This is a genomic window from Streptomyces sp. CA-181903 (genome assembly GCF_050937075.1).
In the GTDB taxonomy this organism is placed as follows: Bacteria; Actinomycetota; Actinomycetes; order Streptomycetales; family Streptomycetaceae; genus Streptomyces.
Window position 1 is genome coordinate 1,054,395 of sequence record NZ_JBNJLY010000001.1, and the last position, 18,794, is coordinate 1,073,188.

15 protein-coding genes and 2 pseudogenes are annotated in these 18,794 nt (G+C 75.8%); 8 read left to right on the top strand and 9 right to left on the bottom strand.

Annotated elements, in window-relative coordinates:
* Positions 1–24: 24 nt before the first annotated feature.
* From ACQEVS_RS04460 to ACQEVS_RS04475, 4 genes and pseudogenes are all read right to left on the bottom strand, one after another.
* Positions 25–915, bottom strand: coding sequence for a hypothetical protein (locus ACQEVS_RS04460; RefSeq protein WP_433015493.1), 891 nt, complete (start codon positions 913–915; stop codon positions 25–27).
* A 289-nt stretch (positions 916–1,204) separates the two neighbouring features.
* Entirely contained in the window at positions 1,205–2,773 is a 1,569-nt protein-coding gene (locus ACQEVS_RS04465) for a hypothetical protein (RefSeq protein WP_433015496.1), read from the bottom strand.
* An 84-nt stretch (positions 2,774–2,857) separates the two neighbouring features.
* Positions 2,858–3,838: a DUF979 domain-containing protein gene (locus ACQEVS_RS04470; protein ID WP_433015499.1), complete on the bottom strand. Its 981-nt coding sequence runs from the start codon at positions 3,836–3,838 to the stop codon at positions 2,858–2,860.
* Positions 3,839–4,091: 253 nt separating this feature from the next.
* Positions 4,092–4,745 (bottom strand): annotated as a pseudogene (locus ACQEVS_RS04475) (DUF969 domain-containing protein); the annotation flags it as partial.
* A 258-nt stretch (positions 4,746–5,003) separates the two neighbouring features.
* On the opposite strand from ACQEVS_RS04475, the gene ACQEVS_RS04480 reads away from it, so the two are divergent.
* From ACQEVS_RS04480 to ACQEVS_RS04495, 4 genes are read left to right on the top strand one after another with little or no spacing between them, the layout of a single operon-like run.
* Entirely contained in the window at positions 5,004–5,648 is a 645-nt protein-coding gene (locus tag ACQEVS_RS04480; RefSeq protein ID WP_433015502.1) for a GntR family transcriptional regulator, read from the top strand.
* On the top strand, positions 5,645–6,415 hold the full coding sequence (locus ACQEVS_RS04485; RefSeq protein WP_433015505.1) for a LamB/YcsF family protein: 771 nt from the start codon (positions 5,645–5,647) through the stop codon (positions 6,413–6,415). Before ACQEVS_RS04480 ends, ACQEVS_RS04485 begins: the two co-directional genes overlap by 4 nt.
* Entirely contained in the window at positions 6,412–7,050 is a 639-nt protein-coding gene (locus ACQEVS_RS04490) for a 5-oxoprolinase subunit B family protein (protein ID WP_433015508.1), read from the top strand. The genes ACQEVS_RS04485 and ACQEVS_RS04490 overlap by 4 nt, the downstream gene beginning before the upstream one ends.
* Entirely contained in the window at positions 7,047–7,910 is an 864-nt protein-coding gene (locus ACQEVS_RS04495) for a biotin-dependent carboxyltransferase family protein (protein WP_433015511.1), read from the top strand. Before ACQEVS_RS04490 ends, ACQEVS_RS04495 begins: the two co-directional genes overlap by 4 nt.
* A 362-nt stretch (positions 7,911–8,272) precedes the next feature.
* On the opposite strand, the pseudogene ACQEVS_RS04500 reads toward ACQEVS_RS04495, so the two are convergent.
* A pseudogene (locus ACQEVS_RS04500) lies at positions 8,273–9,420 on the bottom strand (glycosyltransferase).
* 182 nt (positions 9,421–9,602) lie between these two features.
* Complete coding sequence (locus ACQEVS_RS04505) at positions 9,603–9,779, bottom strand: hypothetical protein (protein WP_433015514.1); 177 nt, start codon at positions 9,777–9,779, stop codon at positions 9,603–9,605.
* Between the two features lie 226 nt (positions 9,780–10,005).
* Between ACQEVS_RS04505 and ACQEVS_RS04510 the strand changes: the two genes are divergently transcribed.
* On the top strand, positions 10,006–10,443 hold the full coding sequence (locus ACQEVS_RS04510) for an SPW repeat protein (protein WP_433015517.1): 438 nt from the start codon (positions 10,006–10,008) through the stop codon (positions 10,441–10,443).
* A gap of 283 nt (positions 10,444–10,726) precedes the next feature.
* Here the strand turns inward: ACQEVS_RS04510 and ACQEVS_RS04515 are convergent, their stop codons facing one another.
* Together ACQEVS_RS04515 and ACQEVS_RS04520 are read right to left on the bottom strand one after the other, a co-directional pair.
* Positions 10,727–10,963: a hypothetical protein gene (locus ACQEVS_RS04515; RefSeq protein ID WP_433015520.1), complete on the bottom strand. Its 237-nt coding sequence runs from the start codon at positions 10,961–10,963 to the stop codon at positions 10,727–10,729.
* Between the two features lie 100 nt (positions 10,964–11,063).
* Positions 11,064–11,624 (bottom strand): hypothetical protein, encoded by a 561-nt coding sequence (locus ACQEVS_RS04520; RefSeq protein ID WP_433015522.1) that lies wholly within the window; start codon positions 11,622–11,624, stop codon positions 11,064–11,066.
* A gap of 340 nt (positions 11,625–11,964) precedes the next feature.
* On the opposite strand from ACQEVS_RS04520, the gene ACQEVS_RS04525 reads away from it, so the two are divergent.
* A complete protein-coding gene (locus ACQEVS_RS04525) occupies positions 11,965–13,377 on the top strand; it encodes an FtsW/RodA/SpoVE family cell cycle protein (RefSeq protein ID WP_433015525.1) in 1,413 nt (470 codons plus the stop codon).
* 321 nt (positions 13,378–13,698) lie between these two features.
* Complete coding sequence (locus ACQEVS_RS04530; RefSeq protein ID WP_433015528.1) at positions 13,699–15,282, top strand: ATP-dependent DNA ligase; 1,584 nt, start codon at positions 13,699–13,701, stop codon at positions 15,280–15,282.
* Positions 15,283–15,450: 168 nt separating this feature from the next.
* Here ACQEVS_RS04530 and ACQEVS_RS04535 read toward each other — a convergent pair whose 3' ends face one another.
* The gene (locus ACQEVS_RS04535) at positions 15,451–17,460 is read right to left on the bottom strand and encodes a glycoside hydrolase (RefSeq protein ID WP_433015531.1); all 2,010 of its coding nucleotides are present in this window, start codon (positions 17,458–17,460) and stop codon (positions 15,451–15,453) included.
* 144 nt (positions 17,461–17,604) lie between these two features.
* On the opposite strand from ACQEVS_RS04535, the gene ACQEVS_RS04540 reads away from it, so the two are divergent.
* Complete coding sequence (locus ACQEVS_RS04540) at positions 17,605–18,744, top strand: FUSC family protein (RefSeq protein WP_433015534.1); 1,140 nt, start codon at positions 17,605–17,607, stop codon at positions 18,742–18,744.
* Positions 18,745–18,794 lie beyond the last annotated feature (50 nt).

The window sequence follows — 18,794 nt, forward strand, 5'->3', positions numbered from 1 at the left end:
TCGCAGATCGGTGGGCGGGAACGGTCAGGAGTGGAACGGCAGGCCGGCGTCGGCGACCAGCTCCAGGTCCTCGGCGTCGTCCGGCGGCAGCAGCGTGGCGCTGCCGTCGCCGACCGGCACGACGCCCAGCTCCAGCAGCTCGGCCATGGCGGCGCTGCCGGCCATGTCGCGGACCTGGAGCTGGTAGCGCGGCGTGGTGCGGAAGGCGCCGCCGGCGTCGTCACCGGTGCGCTGGAGGAAACCGGAGTCGACGAGGAAGGCGACGGCCTTCGCGATGATGCCCGTGGTGGAACCGGCCAGCCGGCGGGCGTCCTTGGTGGCGCCGGTGGCGCTGCGCCGCGCGTAGACCCGCCAGGCGGCCTCCAGGCCGGGGGCCTCGGTGACCGGGTCGGTGTTCTCCCCCGTCTCCGCCGCCCGCTCCTCCAGCCGGCGGCACGCCTGCCGGACGAACGCGTCCACGCCGTTGACGGTGATCCGGCCGATGTACCCGTCGTCGGCCAGGTCCTCGGGCCGGGGGAACGCCATCGCGGCGACGGCGAGATGGGCGAGGCCGTGCAGGAAGCGGTCGCTGGAGTCGGCGGTGGCCCGGCGGGCGTAGTCGCTTATCCGGACGGCGAAGACGGAGTCCTCGGCGGCGGTCACGGCCATGCCGGCCCGCGTCGACACCTCCAGCACGACCAGCCCCAGCCCGGCGGCGACGGCGTCGGCGAGGCGGGCGAAGGCGGGGTCGTCGCGGTGGCGGCGCAGGAGTTCGGCGTAGTCGGCGTCGCGGGCGGGCTGGAGCTTGGGCTGGAGCCCGAAGGCGACGAGCCGGGCCGCGTCCGCGGCGTCGGCGGGGGTCAGGGGGGCGTTGGCGCTCGGGGCCGGGGCGCCGGCGTCCGGGTGAGCCGGCTCGTCGACGTCGTGGTCGTCCATCACGGTTGGTACTCCTGTGCGTTGTCGCTGGTCTTTGGGGTGGGGTGCCCCGGTCCCGCCCCTTCGCCACTTCCTGGGGCTGCGCCCCAGACCCCGCTGATCGCGGCTTCGCCGCTCGTCCTCAAACGCCGGACGGGCTGAAGTGCGGGCTCAGGCCGTATCCAGCCCGTCCGGCGTTTGAGGACAGCGCCCGCAGGGCGCTTAGGGGGTGCGGGGGCGCAGCCCCTGCAAGAAACTGGGGGCACCTCCCAGCGGTAGCTGGGGGAGAAAGGGCGGGGCCGGGGCACACTCACGACGCCTCCGACCGATCCGCCGCCATGCCGGCCGCGTCGAGCAACGCCGTCCCCACGACGAGGTCGGCCCCACCGAACTCCGGATCGTCAAGCACCGTCCCGTCGTCCACGGCAAAAAGCAACGACCGCTCCCCCTGCCGATAAGCGGTACCGACGGCCGGACTCGCCGCGTGCACGGCCAGCAAGGCCACCAGGTACGGCAGTTCCGGATCCCGTCGCCGCGCCTCGGCGAGCAACCCGGACAGCCGCCGCGGCGCATCCGGCGGCAGAGTCAGCAACTCCATCGCATGAGCCAACTGCTCCTCACTGAAGCGGCTGTCGTCAGGCGTCGCGATCAGATCCGGCTCCGGCATCTCCGCCCCGAGATGCTCCCGCTCCGCGGGCGGCGTCAGCAGGAGGTCGACGAGGTCGCCGACACGGACGGACGCCGGGGTGCGCAGGCCCGTGCCGCGGGTGAAGAAGGCGTCGGTGACGCGCCCCGCCTGTTCGAGCGGGAGCGGCAGGAGGGGGGCGAGGAGCTGCCCGTAGAGGTCGAGGCCGGCGCCGGAGGACGGGGTGGCGAACGCCTGCCGGTCCTGCTCGGCGCGGAACAGCGGGCCGGCTTCCAGCAGTCGCGACTGGAGCTGGGTGTGGCGGCGGATGCAGTCCTTGACGATGTCGACGAGCTCGGCGGCACGGCGCTTGTGCTCGGGGTCCACACCGGTGGACGCCTCGTCGCGGACCTTGCGGATGTTGGTGAGGATCGCGTTCTCGTGCCGGTAGCGCTCGGCGACGTGTTGCAGCGCCTCGTCGATCATGTCGGGGACGGTGCGCAGCCAGTCCACCGCGCGGACGTTGCGCCGGGTGGCGTCGAGGGTCTTGCGGAGCGTCTCGGCGTACTGGACGGTGCGGTAGCGGGCCTGTTCGGCGGCGAGCTGGGCGTCGGCGAGGCGGCCCCGGCTGACGAGGACCTCCAGCTTGACCTCGGCGGCGATCTGGGCGCTGGTGACGTCCGTGTCGAGGGCGCCGACGAGCACGTTGACGGCCTCGTCGGTGGTGCGCAGGAAGACCGTGCCGCCGGGGCCGGGGACCTCCTCGATCAGCTTGAAGTCGTAGTCGCGGCGCACGTAGGCGCCGTCCGTGCCGAACGTGCCGTAGACGGCCCGGAAGCCGCGGTCGACGCTGCCGACGTTGACGAGGTTCTCCAGGACCCACCGGGCGACGCGCTCGTGCTCGGCCGCCGGGCGCTCGGGCGCCTGGGCGGCGACGCGCGGCAGCAGCCGGGCCACTATCTGCTCGTGGTCGGCGCCGGTGTCGAAGTCCATGGTGAGGGTGACGAGGTCGATGGCGGCCAGGGCCACCTCGGCCATCGCGTAGACGCCGTACTCGCCCGCGAGGTTGGCCTTGCGGACGTCGAGGTCGTGCAGCGGCGCCGTGCAGGCGAGCGCGCGCAGGCGGCGGGCCAGCCCCTCGTCGGCGGCCGGGCCCGGGGCGACGGGGCCCCCGGCTCGGGCATGGCCGGGAGCTCGGGTGGGCGCGGGCCCGTTGAGCTGGGGCGGAACGGCCGCCGGGGCTGGAGAAGTCACGTCGCACAGCGTAGGCGGTAGGTCTGACATCGGGCGAAACGGCACGGTGGAAGGGGCCCGTGGGCCGGACGGGCCCCCGTTCCCTCACACCGCGAATAGGTACATGATGGTCATATTGCACCCGAGTAGGATGAATGCCGTGGGCAGTTGGGCCTTGATGGGACCGTACTGGTCCGTGAGTTCGAGCAGGGCCGCCGGCACCAAGTTGTAGTTGGCCGCCATCGGCGTCACGAGCGTGCCGCAGAAGCCGGCGAGCATCCCGACGGCGAGCACGGCCGGGGCGTTCCCGTGCGCCTGCTCGACGAGGACCGGCCAGCCGACGGCGGCGGTCATCACCGGGAACGCGGCGAAGCCGTTGCCCATGACGACGGTGAACAGGAACATCCCCGCGCAGTAGACGACGACCGCGAGCAGCACGGACCCCTCGGGGAGCACCGCCGTGGTGATCCGCCGGACCTGTTCGCCGACCCCGGAGACCGCGAAGATCGCGCCGAGGGTGGCGAGCAACTGCGGCAGCAGCAACGCCGAGCCCATCGATTCGAGCATCGAACGCCCGGCGGCCACCGGCTCGGCGGGCCGCCGCTCGCGGACCAGGACCATGCCGACGACGAGCGCGACGACGGCGCCGATGCCGAGGCCGAGGATGGTCTCGCTGCCCTTCTGAAGCAGCGGCTGCCCGTTCCAGTGCGCCTCCTTGAGGCCGACGGCGCAGACCAGCGCGACGGCGGGGATGGTCAGGGCGGGGAGGAACAGCCATCCGCCGAAGCGGTCGGCGCTCTTCCGGCGCCGCGCGGCCTCCTTCTCGGCCTCGTCGGCGGGCCGGACACCCCGGCCCGTCCGGCCGAAGGCCGCCAGGCAGATCATGACGAGGACGGCGGCGCCGAGCGGTTCGGGGGGCGCGCTGCCGTTCGCCACCCAGCTGCTGTAGACGAACCCGAGGCCGAGCAGGCCCCAGAAGGCGGCGGTGCCGCGGCGCTTGGGGTTGGTGGGGTCGGTGAGCATCTGGGCGGCCATCAGCAGGAAGAGGCCGCCGACGAGCCAGAAGAACCATTCCGCCTTGATCATCGGCCGGCCTCCCGGGCGGAGCCAGTGCCGGAGCCGGAGTCAGTGCCGGAGCCGGAGCCGGAGCCAGTGCCGGAGCCGGAGCCGCGAGCGTTCGGCGGCGGCGGCGCGGCGGTGGGTGGCGCGGCAGCGGGCGGCGCGGTGGCGGACGGCACAGCGGCGTGCGGCGCCCTCTTGACGGCCGCCTCCTCGACGGCGCGAACGACGGCCCCTCCCGCCCCCTTCCCCCTGGCACCCCCGACGCCCCCGCGTCGGCCAGCGTCCGGTCCAGCCGCAGCAGCCGCCAGCCGTGTACGGCCAGGGCGCAGACGGCCGTCGGGATCGCCCAGAGCGCGAGGTCCAGCGGCTCCAGCCGGGTGTGGTACGTGGTGTTGACGAAGCCGGTGATGAGCAGGATCGAGCCGACGGCCAGGAAGACGTCCTCGCCGAAGAAGAAGCCGACGTTGTCGGCGCTCGCGGCGAAGGAACGTATCCGCTCCCGGACTTTCGCGGGCAGCGGCCCGCCGTGCCGGCGCTCGGCGGCCCCCTCGGCCATCGGCGCGGCCAGCGGGAGCACGGTCTGCGCGTGCCCGAAGGCGCCGGCCAGGCCGATCGCGGCGGTGAGCTGGCGGAGCAGCAGATAGAGCGCGAGGAAGCGGCCGGTGGTGAGCCCGGCGAAGCGGGCGATCAGCCGACGGGCCTGGATCTGCAGGCCGTGGCGTTCCAGGAGGCCGATGACCGGCAGGGTGACCGCGAAGATCGTCACGCCTCGGCTGGAGGCGAAGCCGGTGCCGAAGGCCGCCAGCACCTCGCGCGGTGAGAGGCCGCCGAGCAGGCCGGTGGCGATGCCGGCGACGCCGACCACCAGCAGGGGGTTGCGCCGGGTGGCGAACCCGGCCACGACCACGAGGACGCCCAGGAGTACGAGCATGGGCCCCGCCTTCCGTCCGTTTGCTTCGCGGATGTCTTTCGCAGGGGTCGAGCCCCGCCCGTTCCCCACTCGACGGGAGCCCGGCGGGAGCCCAACGGGAGAAAGCGTGAACCGACTTGCCGAGGAGGCTAAGATGTTGTTCAACAATCCTCAAGGGTTCACGCGCGGCCTTCGCCACGGAACGGCTGATCCACCAGGTCCGCCGCGCCGCTCCCCGCCCACGAGCACACACCGGTCACCCTCTCCCCGGGAGAAGTCATGGCCCGTTCCACCGCGCAGCGCGTCTCCACGGTGCTCCGCGACCGCATCGAGGGCGGCGTCCTGCCACCCGGCACCCAGCTCTCGGAAGAGGCTCTCGGCCAGGACCTGGGCGTCTCGCGCAACACCTTGCGCGAGGCGTTCCGCCTCCTCGTCCACGACAACCTCGTCGAACACCAGCTGAACCGGGGCGTGTTCGTCCGCTCCCCAGGCCCGGCGGACGTCGCCGACATCTACCGGCTGCGGGCCGCCCTTGAGCTCGCCGGGGTGCGCGCCGCCGGCCAGGCCCCCCGCGCGCTGCGCGAGGCCGTCACGGCCGCCGTGGCGGAGGCCGAGTGGGCGGCCGACGACGGCGACTGGCCCACGGTCGCCTCCGCCGACCTGCGCTTCCACCGCGCCCTGGCCGGGCTCAGCGGCAGTCCGCGGATCGACGCCACGATGGACCGGCTGCTCGCCGAACTCCGGCTCGCCTTCCACGCGATGCCGTCGCCGCGCGGCTTCCACCAGCCGTTCCTGATCCGCAACCGCACCATCGAGCGCTTCCTCGCCGAAGGCCGGACGGACCGCGCCGAAGCCGAACTGACCGCCTATCTGGACGACGCCCGGCAGCTTATCGTCGACACGATGCTGGAGGACCGCCCGTGACGCACCCCGCTCCCGCCCTCGACCTCAACGCCGACCTCGGGGAGGGCTTCGGCCGTTGGCGGCTGACCGACGACGAGGCCCTGCTGTCCGTCGTCACCAGCGCCAACGTCGCCTGCGGCTTCCACGCCGGTGACCCCTCCACCATGCGGCGCGTCTGCGAACAGGCCGTCGCCCGCGGCGTCCGCGTCGGCGCCCAGGTCTCGTACCGGGACCTGGCCGGCTTCGGCCGCCGCGCCATGGACGTACCGCCGGACGAACTCGCCGACGAGATCACCTATCAGATCGGCGCGCTGCGGGTGTTCGCCCGCGCGGCCGGCGGTGACGTCGCCTATGTGAAACCCCACGGCGCCCTTTACAACCGCGCGGTCACCGACGCGGACCAGGCGCACGCGGTGGTGGCGGGCGTGCTGCGGGCGGGGGGTGGGCTGCCCGTCCTGGGCCTGCCCGGGTCCAGGCTGCTCGCGGCGGCCGCGGAGGCCGGACTCCCCACCGCCGCCGAGGCGTTCGCCGACCGCGCGTACACCGCCGCCGGCACGCTCGTCCCGCGCCGTCAGGAGGGCGCGGTCGTCACCGACGAGGAGGCCGTCGTGGCCCGGTCGGTCCGGCTGGCCCGGGAGGCCGCCGTCACCGCCCTCACGGGCGAGGAGGTCGCCGTACGGGCCCGCTCGCTCTGCCTGCACGGCGACACGCCCGGCGCGGCGGCGCTGGCCCGGCGGGTGCGGGCGGCGCTGGAGGCGGCGGGCGTCCGGCTGGAGGCGTTCGCGTGAACACCCTCCGGGACGGGACGACGCGCCCGCTGCGCGTGGGGCGGCACGCGCTGCTCGTCGAGGTCGCCGACACCGCCGCCGCCCAGGCCCTGCACGCCGAACTCCTGCGCCGCCGCGCGGCCGGGACGCTGCCGCCGGTCACCGAGGTCGTCCCCGCCGCGCGCACGGTCCTGCTCGACGGCCTGGACGACCCGGACGCCCTCGCGGCCGACCTCGCCGGCTGGACGGTGCCCCCGCTGCCGCCCGCCGAGGGCGAACCCGTCGTGATCCCGGTGCGGTACGACGGCGAGGACCTCGCCGAGGTGGCCGCCCTCTGGGGCGTCGGCGAGGCGGACGTGGCGGGCGTCCACTCCGCACTCGACTTCCGGGTCGCCTTCTGCGGCTTCGCCCCCGGCTTCGGCTATCTGACCGGCCTGCCACCGGAGTTGCACGTGCCGCGCCGGGCCACCCCGCGCACCGCCGTCCCCGCCGGCTCGGTCGCGCTGGCCGGCCCGTACACCGGCGTCTACCCGCGCTCCTCCCCCGGCGGCTGGCTGCTCGTCGGCCGGACGGACGCGGTGATGTGGGACCCGGGCCGCGAACCCGCCGCGCTGCTCGCCCCCGGCACCCGGGTCCGCTTCGAGGCCGTCCGATGACCGCCCTCACGGTCGTCCGCCCCGGAGCGCTGACGACCGTCCAGGACCTCGGCCGGCCGGGCCACGCCCACCTCGGCGTCCCCCGCTCCGGCGCCCTCGACGCCGCCGCCCACCGGCTCGCCGACCGGCTCGTCGGCAACCCGGAGACGTACGCGACCCTGGAGACGACGGTCGACGGCTGCGCCGTGCGCGTCGACGCGGCCGTGACGTTCGCGGTCACCGGAGCGCCCTGCGCGGTGCGGGCGGACGGCCGGCCGGTCGCCTGGGGCGCCCCCGTGCGCGTGCCGGCGGGCACGGTCGTCGACGTGGGCCGGGCCCACGCTGGTCTGCGCTCCTACGTGGCCTTCGCCGGCGGCGTGGACGTCCCCCCGGTCCTCGGCAGCCGCTCCCGCGACCTCCTCTCCGGCCTCGGCCCGGAGCCGCCGGCCGCCGGCGCGGTCCTCCCGCTGGGCACCCCCTGCGGCCCGCCCGCCGCCGTGGACGCGGCCCCCTGCCCGGCGCCCCCCGCCGACGCGCTGGTGCTGCCCCTCGTCCCCGGTCCGCGCGCCGACTGGTTCGCCCCGACGGCCCTGGACACCCTGGCCCGCGGCACCTACCGCGTCTCCCCCGCGAGCAACCGCATCGGCCTGCGCACCGAAGGCCCCGCCCTGGAACGCTCGCTCCCCGGCGAACTCCCTTCCGAGGGCATGGTCCTGGGCGCCGTCCAGGTCCCCCCGGACGGCCGCCCGGTCGTCTTCCTCGCCGACCATCCGACGACGGGCGGTTACCCGGTCATCGGCGTGGTCCCCGAACCCGCCCTGTCGGCGGCGGCCCAGGCGGTACCGGGCACGCGGATCCGCTTCGTGGTGACGCGAGCGTGATCCGGCCGCGATGCGGTCGATTCGGCCCGCCCGGAGCTTGAGGACAACCGCGCGGAGCGCGGTCGCGGGGTCCGGGGAAGGCGGTACGGACCCCGCCCGTCCGGCGTCCGAGGACCTCGCGGCGCAGCCGCGACGCGGGGGTCCGAGGCGCGGGGGTCCGAGGCGCGGCCCCGGAAGAAACGGTGAAGGGGCGGGGGCGGGGCACGACACCCCCCACCCGCCCCGCATGCCCCCGTGCCCCCTGCCCCGCGTGATCGGGGAAGCCGACGCGGCCAGGAAGCGGCTCCCCGCCGCTCCCGGACGGACCAAAGCGCCGGGCGCGGCCGGCCGCCCGTCGAACCGGAGCGGCGACGGCAGCCGCCTCACCCACCCGCCCGCACCCGCGGCCCCCGCACCGCCACCTCCCCGTAGTGCCCGAGCAGTTCGCCGACGGCGACCGGCCAGGTGCGGGTGAGGGCGGAGGCGCGGGCGGCGAGCCCGTAGTCGGCGCGCTGGCGGCGCCGGGTCTGCAGCGTGAGGACCGCCTCGACCAGAGCACGGGCGTCGTCGGGACGGACGAGGAGGCCGGTGCGGGCGTGCCGGACGAGGTCCAGGGGGCCGCCGGCGGCGGGGGCGACGACGGGCACGCCACTGGCCAGCGCCTCGTGCACCGAGTGGCAGAAGACCTCCCCGCGGCCGGGGTGCACGAAGACGTCCAGGGAGGCGAGGATCCGGGCCAGGTCGCCACCCCGCCGGCAGCCGAGGAAGCGGGCGCCGGGCAGGGCCGTCCGCAGGGCGGCGGCGGACGGCCCGTCACCGGCCAGCACCAGCCGTACTCCGGGCAGCGCGCAGACCGGAGCCAGCAGGTCCAGCCGCTTGGCGGGCACCAGCCGGCCGGCGTAGCCGACGAGCAACTCCCCGCCGGGCGCCAGTGCGTGGCGCAGTTCCAGGTCGCGGCGGTCGGGGTGGAAACGCTCGGTGTCGACGCCGGGCGGCCAGAGGAGGGCGCCGGGCACCCCGTGGTCGGCCAGGGCGCGGACGGCGTCCGTCGACGGCGCGAGGGTGCGGTCGGCGGCGCGGTGCAGGGCGCGGGCGCGCCGCCAGTCGGCGGCTTCGGCGGCGCCCGTCCGGAGCACGCTCCGATCGGGCGCGCCGGCCAGGTGGACGGCGACCGCCGGGACGCCGAGCCGGACGGCGGCGGCCAGCCCGCGCGCACCGAGCCGGCCCGATGCGGCCAGGTGGACGACGTGCGGCCGGTGGGCGGCGAGCGCCCGGGCCAGCCGTCCGCCGGGCAGCGGCGGGCGCCGGGCGGGGCGTCCCGGCAGCGGCAGCGTGGGAAGGCGGATGACGGGCGCGCGGCCTCCGTCGAAGGGCGCGGGAGTCTCGCCCGCGCACCGGGCGGGCGGCCGGGCGGGGGTGACGACCAGCGGCTCGTGGCCGCTGAGCGCCAGCTGCCGGGCGGTCTCCCAGGTCTGGTGGGCGATGCCGTTGACGTCCGGGGGAACGACGCGGTGACGATGGCGACGCGCATACCGCTGTTGTCCGTGGCCGGGGCGTGCCGCGGGTCACGTGGATCTTTCCTGCCGGGGAACGTCCCGTGAGCGTTGTCCTCGCGCGGCGGCGGGGCGCGGCCCGGGTGTGGGCGGGACGCGGTCCGCGTGTGGGCGGGGGCCGCCCGCGCCGGCGGGCCCGTGGCCGGGTCCGCCGGTGGTGTCAGTCCGTGCCGCGGACGATGTGCGGCTCGGGATCGTCCTCGTCGCCCGCCGCGTCGTACTCGCCGCGCGGTGCGGCGCGCCGGGCGGGCGGGCCGGTGGGCGTGGGGCCCGTCGGCGGGTCGAGGACCGGTATGCGCGGTTGGACCCGCTCTTCCTGCCCTGTGGGGTTGTCCATGGGTGGTACCTCCCCCTGAAGGTGCCGTGCGATGGGCCGGGGGCACCGGCCCCGGAAGGCAATGCCTTCCCCGCACATCCGTCCGGTACGCGCCGACGGGTTCCCGTCACCGGAACGGACCATTAACCACTTTTCCGACGAACAATCTCTTTCAGGTGAAGTTGCGCACAATCCGGTTAAACTACTAGAAGGTCCGAATCCTCGTTTGGGAAGGAAGGTGGCTGACGTGACCGCCCATACGTCACCCCGGATCGACCAGCACCCGGACATCATGGCGCTCCGCGCCCACTCCGAGGAGACGACGGCGATGCCCGCCGCCCAGGCCGTGGAGGCCCTCGCCCTGCTGTGCGGCGTCTACCTGGCCGCCTCACCCTGGATCGTCGGCTTCAACGGCTTCTCCACCCTGACCGCCAACAACCTGATCACTGGTGTCGCCTTCGCCCTCCTGGTCGGCGGCTTCGGATCCGCCTACGAGCGCACCCACGGCATGAGTTGGGCCGCCCTCGCCATCGGCGTCTGGACGATCGTCTCGCCCTGGGTGGTGTCCGGGCACGCGTTCACCACCGGAGCGAACGTCAGCAACGTCATCGTGGGCGCCGTCTGCTGCGTGGCCGCCCTCGCCCTGGCGGGCATGGGCGTCAGCAAGGCCCGCGCCCGGCGCTGACCGGCCGGCGGGCGACCGCGCCGCACCGAATCCATGGCGCCCGCCCGGCATTGACAGCCCGACACCCGCCCGCGGCGGCGCGGGCGGGACGACCGGGCCCGCGTGACCGTCCCACCGGACGGCCGCGCGGGCCCGTACGACGTCGTCCCGACGAGCGCCCGTACGGCGTCTGCCCCGACGAGCACCCGTTCGACGTCGGTCCCCGACGGGCGCCGGTACGGGCTCCCGCCGCCGACGCTCCCTCCGCCGACGGGCGCCGACGCGCCGCCCGTGAGGTCGGAGGTCAGCGGGTCAGCACCTCCGCGGGCCCCGCGCCTTCCCCCGCGACCCGTCCCCGGGCGCCCGCTTCCGTAGCGCCGCCGGCCGCCGGGGGCGCGGCCACGCCCGGCGGGGGCGGGCCGGCCTCCGCGGACCAGCCGGCCCGGTCCGACCCCTCGCCGAGCGCCCGCCGCGCGCGCTTGCGCAGCTGTGTGTCCATGTCACGGCGGATCCGTCCGATGATCTCATCCATGTCGGGCATGCGGGCGACAGTAGATCATCAGACCTCGGCACCGCATGGGTTCACGGGCATTCACCCGGGCGGATGAACGAATCCCCGGCGGGCGACCCCGGCGGCCGGTTCAGCCGCCCTGCGCACCGGCCAGGGCGCCCTCGCCCGTCCGCGCGTACCAGCGGTCGCCGCGCTGCTCCGCCAGGCCGTGGCCGGCCAGTCCGGCCACGTGTTTGAGGATGGTGCGCGGCTGGTAGCCGACGGCCGCGCAGAGGTCGTCGACGGACGCGCCGTCCGCGCCACGCGAGCGCAGTCCGTCCCAGGTCCGCGCCTCGTGCCGCCCCAGCCCGGGGGCGGCCGCCGGGCGGGCCGGCGGCGGGACGTCCGCCCCGGTCGCGGCGCGAGCGCCGCCGGGGGCACCGATACGAGCGCCCGCCGGAACCCCGGCGGGAACCCGCGCCCCGGCCTCCGCCCGGGGCTCCACCGGAGCTTCCCTCCGGGCCTCCACCCGGACCTCGGCCCGACCCTCCGTCCGACCCTCCGTCCGGCCCTCCTGCCGAGCCCCCCAGCGGCCCTCCGGACGACCCTCCAAGCGGGCCTCCAAGCGGGCCTCCGGGCGGGACGAGCCGCCGACCGGTCGCGGGGTCCGGTTGACCCGGCGGTGCCTGCGGCCCTTCTGGCGCTTGCTCATGAACCACTCTCCGTCCTGTCACGAGGGACCCGCCGCGCGGGCCCGTGGGTGGGGCGGCGGCGCGCGGTCCCGCGCGCTGCCGAGGGGTCAACCAGCGCCGCACCGGGCCGGTTACGCCACCGGAGCGAAAGCCCGCCCGGGGCGGACCCCGGGCCGGGGCCACCCTGGGCGACCCGATCATGACGCAGGGCTACCACGGAGCGCCGGAGAGCAGTCCTCCTTGTCGGATATGTGACGCTGGTGGCGTGCACATAACGAATGTCGAGGATGGGACGGGAGTCACCGGATTGCGAAGGAATCGTGAGCGCTCCCGCGTTTCCCGCGACCGGGGCCGATCATCATGACGGGTGTGAGCGTGGAACCGGTACGCGTGGCGGACGGCGGCGACGAGGTTCCCGCCACGGCGGCGGCCGTGCGCGGACGGCGGCGCCGGCACGAGGCGGCGCTGCTCTGCCTCGCCGTCGCCATCAGCGTCCTCGGCTACCTCTACGCGGGGCTGGCCACCACCGGAAGCGTTCCGGACGGCCTGCCGGGCTTCGCGGGCGCGATGGCGTGCCTGGCCCTGGTGCCGCACCTGGTGCTCCGCCGCTGGGCCCGGCACGCGGACCCGTTGATCCTGCCGCTCGCCACCCTGCTGTCCGGCCTCGGCCTGGTGCTGCTGTTCCGGCTCGACCACGCCTACGCGGCCCGCTACCACTCCCCCGGCACCGCCCCCGGCCAGCTGCTCTGGACGGTCATCGGCGTCGCCGTCTGCGTCGGCGTCCTCGTGGTGCTGCGGGACCACCGGTGGCTCCAGCGGTACATCTACCTGACCATGGTCGTGGCGCTGGTGCTGCTGATGGCGCCGGCCGCGTTCCCCGGCGACACCTACGGCGCCAAGCGGTGGATCTTCCTGGGGCCGCTGTCGTTCCAGCCCGGCGAGTTCGTGAAGACCATGATCGCGATCTTCTTCGCGGGCTATCTGGTCGCCCACCGCGACGCCCTCGCGCTGACCGGCCGCAAGGTCCTCGGCTTCCGCCTGCCGCCCGGCCGGCAGCTCGCGCCCATCCTCGCCGTGTGGGTGCTGAGCCTGCTGGTCCTGGTGCTCGAACGGGACCTCGGCACCTCCCTGATCTTCTTCGGGCTGTTCGTGGTCATGCTCTACGCGGCCACCGAGCGCACCAGCTGGGTGCTGTGCGGGCTGCTGATGGCCGTGGTCGGGGCCGCCGCCGTCGGCTCCACCGAGCAGCACGTCAAGGGCCGCATCGTCGCCTGGCTGCACCCGTTCGACATCTACCTGCCCAAGGCGCAGCGGCCCCCGGGGCTGATCTCCGACCAGGCCGCGCAGGCCCTCTTCTCGTTCGGCAGCGGCGGCCTCTCCGGGACGGGGCTGGGCCGGGGCCACCCGGAGCTCATCGGCTTCGCGGGCCGCAGCGACTTCATCCTCACCACGGTCGGCGAGGAACTGGGCCTGGCCGGGCTGATGGCCGTGCTGCTCGTGTACGCGCTGCTGGTGCAGCGCGGGCTGAGCACGGCGCTGCGCTCCCGCGACCCGTTCGGCAAGTTGCTGGCCGTGGGGCTGGCGGCGGCGCTGGCGCTCCAGGTGTTCGTGGTGGCCGGCGGCGTCATGGGGCTGATCCCGCTGACCGGCAAGGCCCTGCCGTTCCTGGCCAAGGGCGGGTCCTCGCTGGTCGCCAACTGGCTGATGATCGCGCTGCTGCTGCGGATCAGCGACGCGGCCGGACGGGAGTGGGAGGCGGCGCGGCCGGGGTAGCGGGCTCGGCCGTGCGCGCCGCCCCCGAGGTCCCGTCCGGGGCGGCCCACGGCTCCGGGCTGTCATGCCTGTCCGACGGCCGGGTGCCGTTCACAGCGGGCCCTGTCGGCGCGGATGACGGGTGCGTGGACGGCGGGTGCGTGGACGGCGTTCGCCCGGACGTCCGTCCCGGGCCCGGCGCCCCGGGTGCTGTCGCCGGCCCCCGGCGCGGGCGGCATCCGGCCGGCGGACGCGACGGCCGTCCGCCACCGCGCGTCCCGGGAGCGGCGGGGCGCCCGGCCCCGGCCTGCGGCCCGGCCGGTCCCGGTGCACGATGGGGGCATGCTGCTGGCCGAGCTCGCCCGGGTGTCCGCCGAGGTGGCGGCGGTCCGCGCGCGGTCCGCGAAGGTCGCGCTGCTGGCCGGGCTGTTCCGGGACGCGGAACCGGACGAGGGCCCGCTCGTCGTCCCGTACCTGGCGGGCCGGCTGCCGCAGCGCAGGACCGGCATCGGCTGGAGCACCCTGCGGAACCCGCCCGCCCCGGCCGGTACGCCCTCCCTGACCGTCGCCGAGGTGGACGCCGCGCTCACCGCCATCGCGGCGGTGGCCGGCAAGGGGGCGCAGGCCGAACGGAAGCGGCGGGTGGACGGGCTGCTGGCGCGTGCCACCGAGGAGGAACAGCGCTTCCTGCTCCGGCTGATCGGCGGTGAGCTGCGGCAGGGCGCCCTGGACGCGCTGGCCGCCGAGGGCCTGGCGGCGGCGACGGGCGCGACGCCGGACGCGGTGCGGCGGGCGGTGATGCTCGGCGGCTCGCTGGGCGTCGTGGCCCGCGCCCTGCTGGCGGACGGCCCGGCGGCGCTGGAGGCGTTCCGGCTCCGGGTGGGGCGCCCGGTGCAGCCGATGCTCGCGCAGACGGCCAAGGACGTCGATGACGGGCTGGACCGGCTCGGTCCGTGCGCGGTGGAGGAGAAGCTGGACGGCATCCGCGTCCAGGTGCACCGGGACGGCGCCGAGGTCCGCGTCTGGACCCGCACCCTGGACGACATCACCGGCCGGCTGCCCGAACTCACGGCCGTGGTCCGGGAGTTGCCGGTGACGTCGGCGGTCCTGGACGGCGAGGTGATCGCCCTGGACGCGGCCGGCCGGCCGCACCCCTTCCAGGACGTCGCCGGCCGGGTCGGCACCCGGTCCGCCGCGCCGGGCGGCCTGCCCCTGTCACCGGTCTTCTTCGACGCGCTCGCCGTGGACGGCCGCGACCTGCTGGGGCTGTCCACGGCGGACCGGCACGCCGAGCTGGCCCGGGTGGTGCCCGAGCCGCTGCGGGTCCGCCGGCTGGTGGCCGCCGACCCGTCCGACGCCGGAACCCGCGCGGCGGCCCGGGAGTTCGCGGCGGAGGTGCTGCGGCGCGGCCACGAGGGCGTCGTCCTCAAGGCGCTGGACGCGCCGTACACGGCGGGCCGCCGGGGCGCCTCCTGGCTGAAGGTGAAACCCGTGCACACCCTGGACCTGGTGGTGCTCGCCGCCGAGCGCGGCAGCGGCCGGCGCACCGGAAAGCTCTCCAACCTGCACCTGGGCGCGCGGCGGCCGGACGGCTCGTTCGCCATGCTGGGCAAGACGTTCAAGGGCCTGACGGACGCGATGCTGGAGTGGCAGACGCGGCGCCTGGGAGAGCTGGCGGTGCACGACGACGGGTGGGTGGTGACGGTCCGCCCCGAACTGGTCGTCGAGATCGCCTACGACGGGCTCCAGCGCTCCACCCGCTACCCGGCGGGCGTGACGCTCCGCTTCGCCCGCGTCGTCCGCTACCGCGAGGACAAGCGGGCGGAGGACGCGGACACGGTGGAGACGGTCCTGACGTCGGCGGCGGCCGCCGGCATCCGCCCCGCCGGGGAAAGTTCGGCGGCGGACGCGGAGCCGCCGGCCTGAGCACCCCCTCGCGTACCCGCCCCGGCCGCCGTGTGCATGATGTGGATCGTGACGACCTCGGTGACGCCCCCGGCCCGGACGGGGGAAGAACGACTGTCCGACGGCAGGGCGCCCGGCTGACGGGTGGGGGTGCCGGGCGCCCGGCACCCCCACCCGCACCCGCACCCGCTACCGGTTGACGTCCGCCGGGCAGAGCCGCCGCGGCTTCGCGTCGCCCTTCAGCCTGGCGTCCACGCAGCCGCCCGGCAGCCCCTGGTACGCCGTCGTGCCGAAGTTGGCCGTCACGGTGAGGACGCCGTCGCCGAAGACCGTCCGCTGGACCGTACGGTCGCCGGTGAGCGTGCGGAAGTCGGTCATCGCCTCCGTGCCCGCCGCCTTGTGCAGCGGCGAGAAGTACCGCTGGAGGGCGGCGAGTTCGGTGCCCCGCTCCTTGATGGACGGGCCGTCGAGGACGAAGTTGAGCGGGGTGTTGTAGAGCATGGCGAGCAGGGCCCGTGTCGTCTTCTGCTTCGGGAGCTTGTCGTAGGGCAGCTCCCAGCGCTCGGTGTTGACGAGCGAGTCGTGCAGGGCGGTCTCGTACAGGGGGACGCGGTACGCGGGGTCGTACATCGCCTTGGCGACGTCGGCGGGGAGTTCGGCGGGCTTGAAGAACATCCCGGGGGCCTTGGCCGGGGTGTAGCCGCCCCACTTCTCCTTGTCGCGCTCGGCCTTCCACAGGCCGTCGGCCACCGGGGTGCCGGAGCCGTGGTCGAAGGCGAGGACGCCGTTGGCCCAGGCGCCGGCGGACTCGGAGCCGAGGACGAGGCGGTCGCGGCCGGCCAGCCGTCCCATCCGGGCCAGCCGGTTGGCGCGGTCGCGGGCCTTCGTCATCGGGTGGGCCGGGCTGTGGTCGCGGAACAGCTCGCCGGCCGCGTCCACGTCGAGGAAGTAGCTGTCGGCGCCGTTCTTGGTCATGGCGCGGGCGCGGTCGGCGAGGTAGTGCTTGCCGGGCTCGGCCTTCTCGAACGCCTCGGAGCTGAGGTAGCAGCCGCGGTCGTGGAAGCCGGGCTCCGGCTTGCCGTCGGCGCCCCGGACGCAGAAGTCGGGGTGGACGGTGCCGGGCCAGACGGAGGTGGGGGCGTCGGAGGTCTTCGGGTCCTGGCCGTTGGCGAACGAGTCGTAGGGGCCGACGAGGTAGCCCGCCTGCTTCGCCGCGGCGACCGCCTTGGCGTCCATCGGCGTGTCGTCAGCGTCGTAGCCGAGCCACATCCGGTCCACGCCGAGGGCGCGCAGCGCGCGGACGCCGTCGGCGGTGCGGGCCTGCCCCCAGGTGTAGGCGTGGAAGGCGCCCAGCAGCTTCCTGGTGGCGGGCAGGGCCTCGGCCTTGCGGCGGAGGCTGCCGAGCTGCCCGTGTTCGGCGAGCCAGGCGCGGTACTCGCGGGCGGGGGCGACCGGGGAGCCGTCGGTGAGGGCGAAGGCGACGGTGTACTCGGTGGTGCCCTCGCCGCGCGAGAAGCGGTGGGCGGCGGCGGCCCGCAGCCGGCCGCCCTCGGAGGTGACGCGCAGGGTGGTGCCGATGTCGGTGGGCACCAGGTAGCCGACGCCGCGGCCCGGCCCGAGTCCGTACCCCCACAGGGGCAGCGAGAGGCCGGAGTCCACGGCCGTCTCGCCGTTTACGAGGCCGGCGCGCGGGGAGTTCCAGAAGGGGTCGGCGACGGGCAGCGACAGCCCCTCGCCGCGGGCGAGCTGGAGGCTGGACGCGGCCCGGTCGGCTCCGGTGACCGGCCAGTTCAGGGTGGTGTCGGCGGTGCCGCCGGCCTGGAACGAGACGAGCAGCCGGCCGTGGTCGGCGCGGGCCGTGACGGCGAGTCCGGCGCGCGGGTAGTCCCAGCGCGCCCCGTCGGCGCCGGCGGTGACGCGGCCGGGGGCGCCGAGCGCGCCAGCGGCGGGGGCGGAGAGTTCGGCGGTGCCGCCGCCCGCGGTGCGGGCGGTCACCCGCAGGGTGGCGGTGTCGACGGTCGCGGTGCCGCCGCGTACGGGGATGTCGACGAGGCCGCCGTGGATCCGGGGGCCGGCCGTCGCGGCCCGGGAGGGCGCGGGGGCCGCGTCGGCGGCGGAGGCGAGGGAGACGCACGGGAGGGTCACCGCGAGGGCGACCGCCACGGCGCGGGCGACGTGACGTGAGGTCGAGATGCGCATGGGGAGTTGATAGTGAACGGACGTAAGAAAGCGTTCTCACAAATCGGCGTCCCGGCCCCGGCCCGCCGGCCGGTCGGACATGGATCCGCCCGGACGTGGCACACACAAGAGGTGTGGCGAGAGAGAACGATGTGGCGCAGAGCGGTGGAAGAGGTCTCAGCGGCGGGACGGGCGCTGCGGCGGGCCTGGCAGGGGCCCGGCCGGGAACGGGAACTGGTGATCCTGGCCTTCAAGGCGACCCTGGCGGCGGTGGCCGCCTGGGCCCTCGCCGCCTGGCTGCTGAAGAACACGCTGGCGCTGATGGCCCCCTGGGTGGCGCTGCTGCTCGTCCGGACGACGGTCTACCGGTCGCTCGCGCAGGCGGCCCAGCAGACGGCCGCCATCGCCCTCGGGACGGTCATGGCGACCGCCGGCGGCATGCTGCTGGGCGGGACCATGACGGCGATGGCCGTGGTGCTGCCGGTGGCCCTGCTGGTCGGCAACTGGCAGCACTTCGGCGACCAGGGGCTGGCGGGCGCCACGTCGGCGCTGTTCACCCTGGCCGGGGGCGAGTGGTCGGTGGACATCGCCGTCGACCGGGTGCTGGCCGCGCTGCTCGGGGCGGTGGTGGGGGTGGCGGTCAACGCGTTCGTCCTGCCGCCGGTCTCGCTGCGCAGCGCCCGGGACGCCATCGGCCAGGTGGTCACCGAGTGCCGGGCGATCCTCGACGCGATGGCCGAGGGGGTGGCCGAGGGCTGTGACCACGGCCGGGCGGTGGGCTGGCAGGAGCGCGTCCGGCGGCTGCCCCGGCTGCTGGCCGGGGTGCGGTCCGCGATCGGCTGGGCGGAGGAGAGCGCGCGGTTCAACCCGCACCGGCGCCGGAGCGAGCTCCTGTGGCGGGCGAAGCCGTCGTACGAGGAGACGGCGCACACCCTGGAGCACGTCGTCGACCATCTGGAGGGGCTGTCCCGCACCCTGGTCGAGGCCACGGACGCCCACCACCCGCGCCGGCTGCCCGGCCCGGACGCCACCCGCCCGTACGGCGACTTCCTGCGCCGGGTGGCCCGGGCCCTGTGCGCGTACGGCCGTACGGTCACCGGCGACGACCCGGCCGCCGCCCGGGAGGAGCTGCTGCGGGAGCTGCGCGGGGTGGAGGAGGCGCACGGGACGCTGCGCGCCCGGCTGGCCGGGCAGGCGTCGACCGACCCCGAGGCCATCGAGCTGATCGGCTCCCTGCTGGCGGAGGCCCGCCGGCTCACCCAGCGGCTGCGGGTGCCGGACGGCTCGGGCGAGAAGACCGCCTGAGCCGCACGACACGGCCGCGCCGCCCGTCCCCGGTTCCCCGGGAGGGCGGC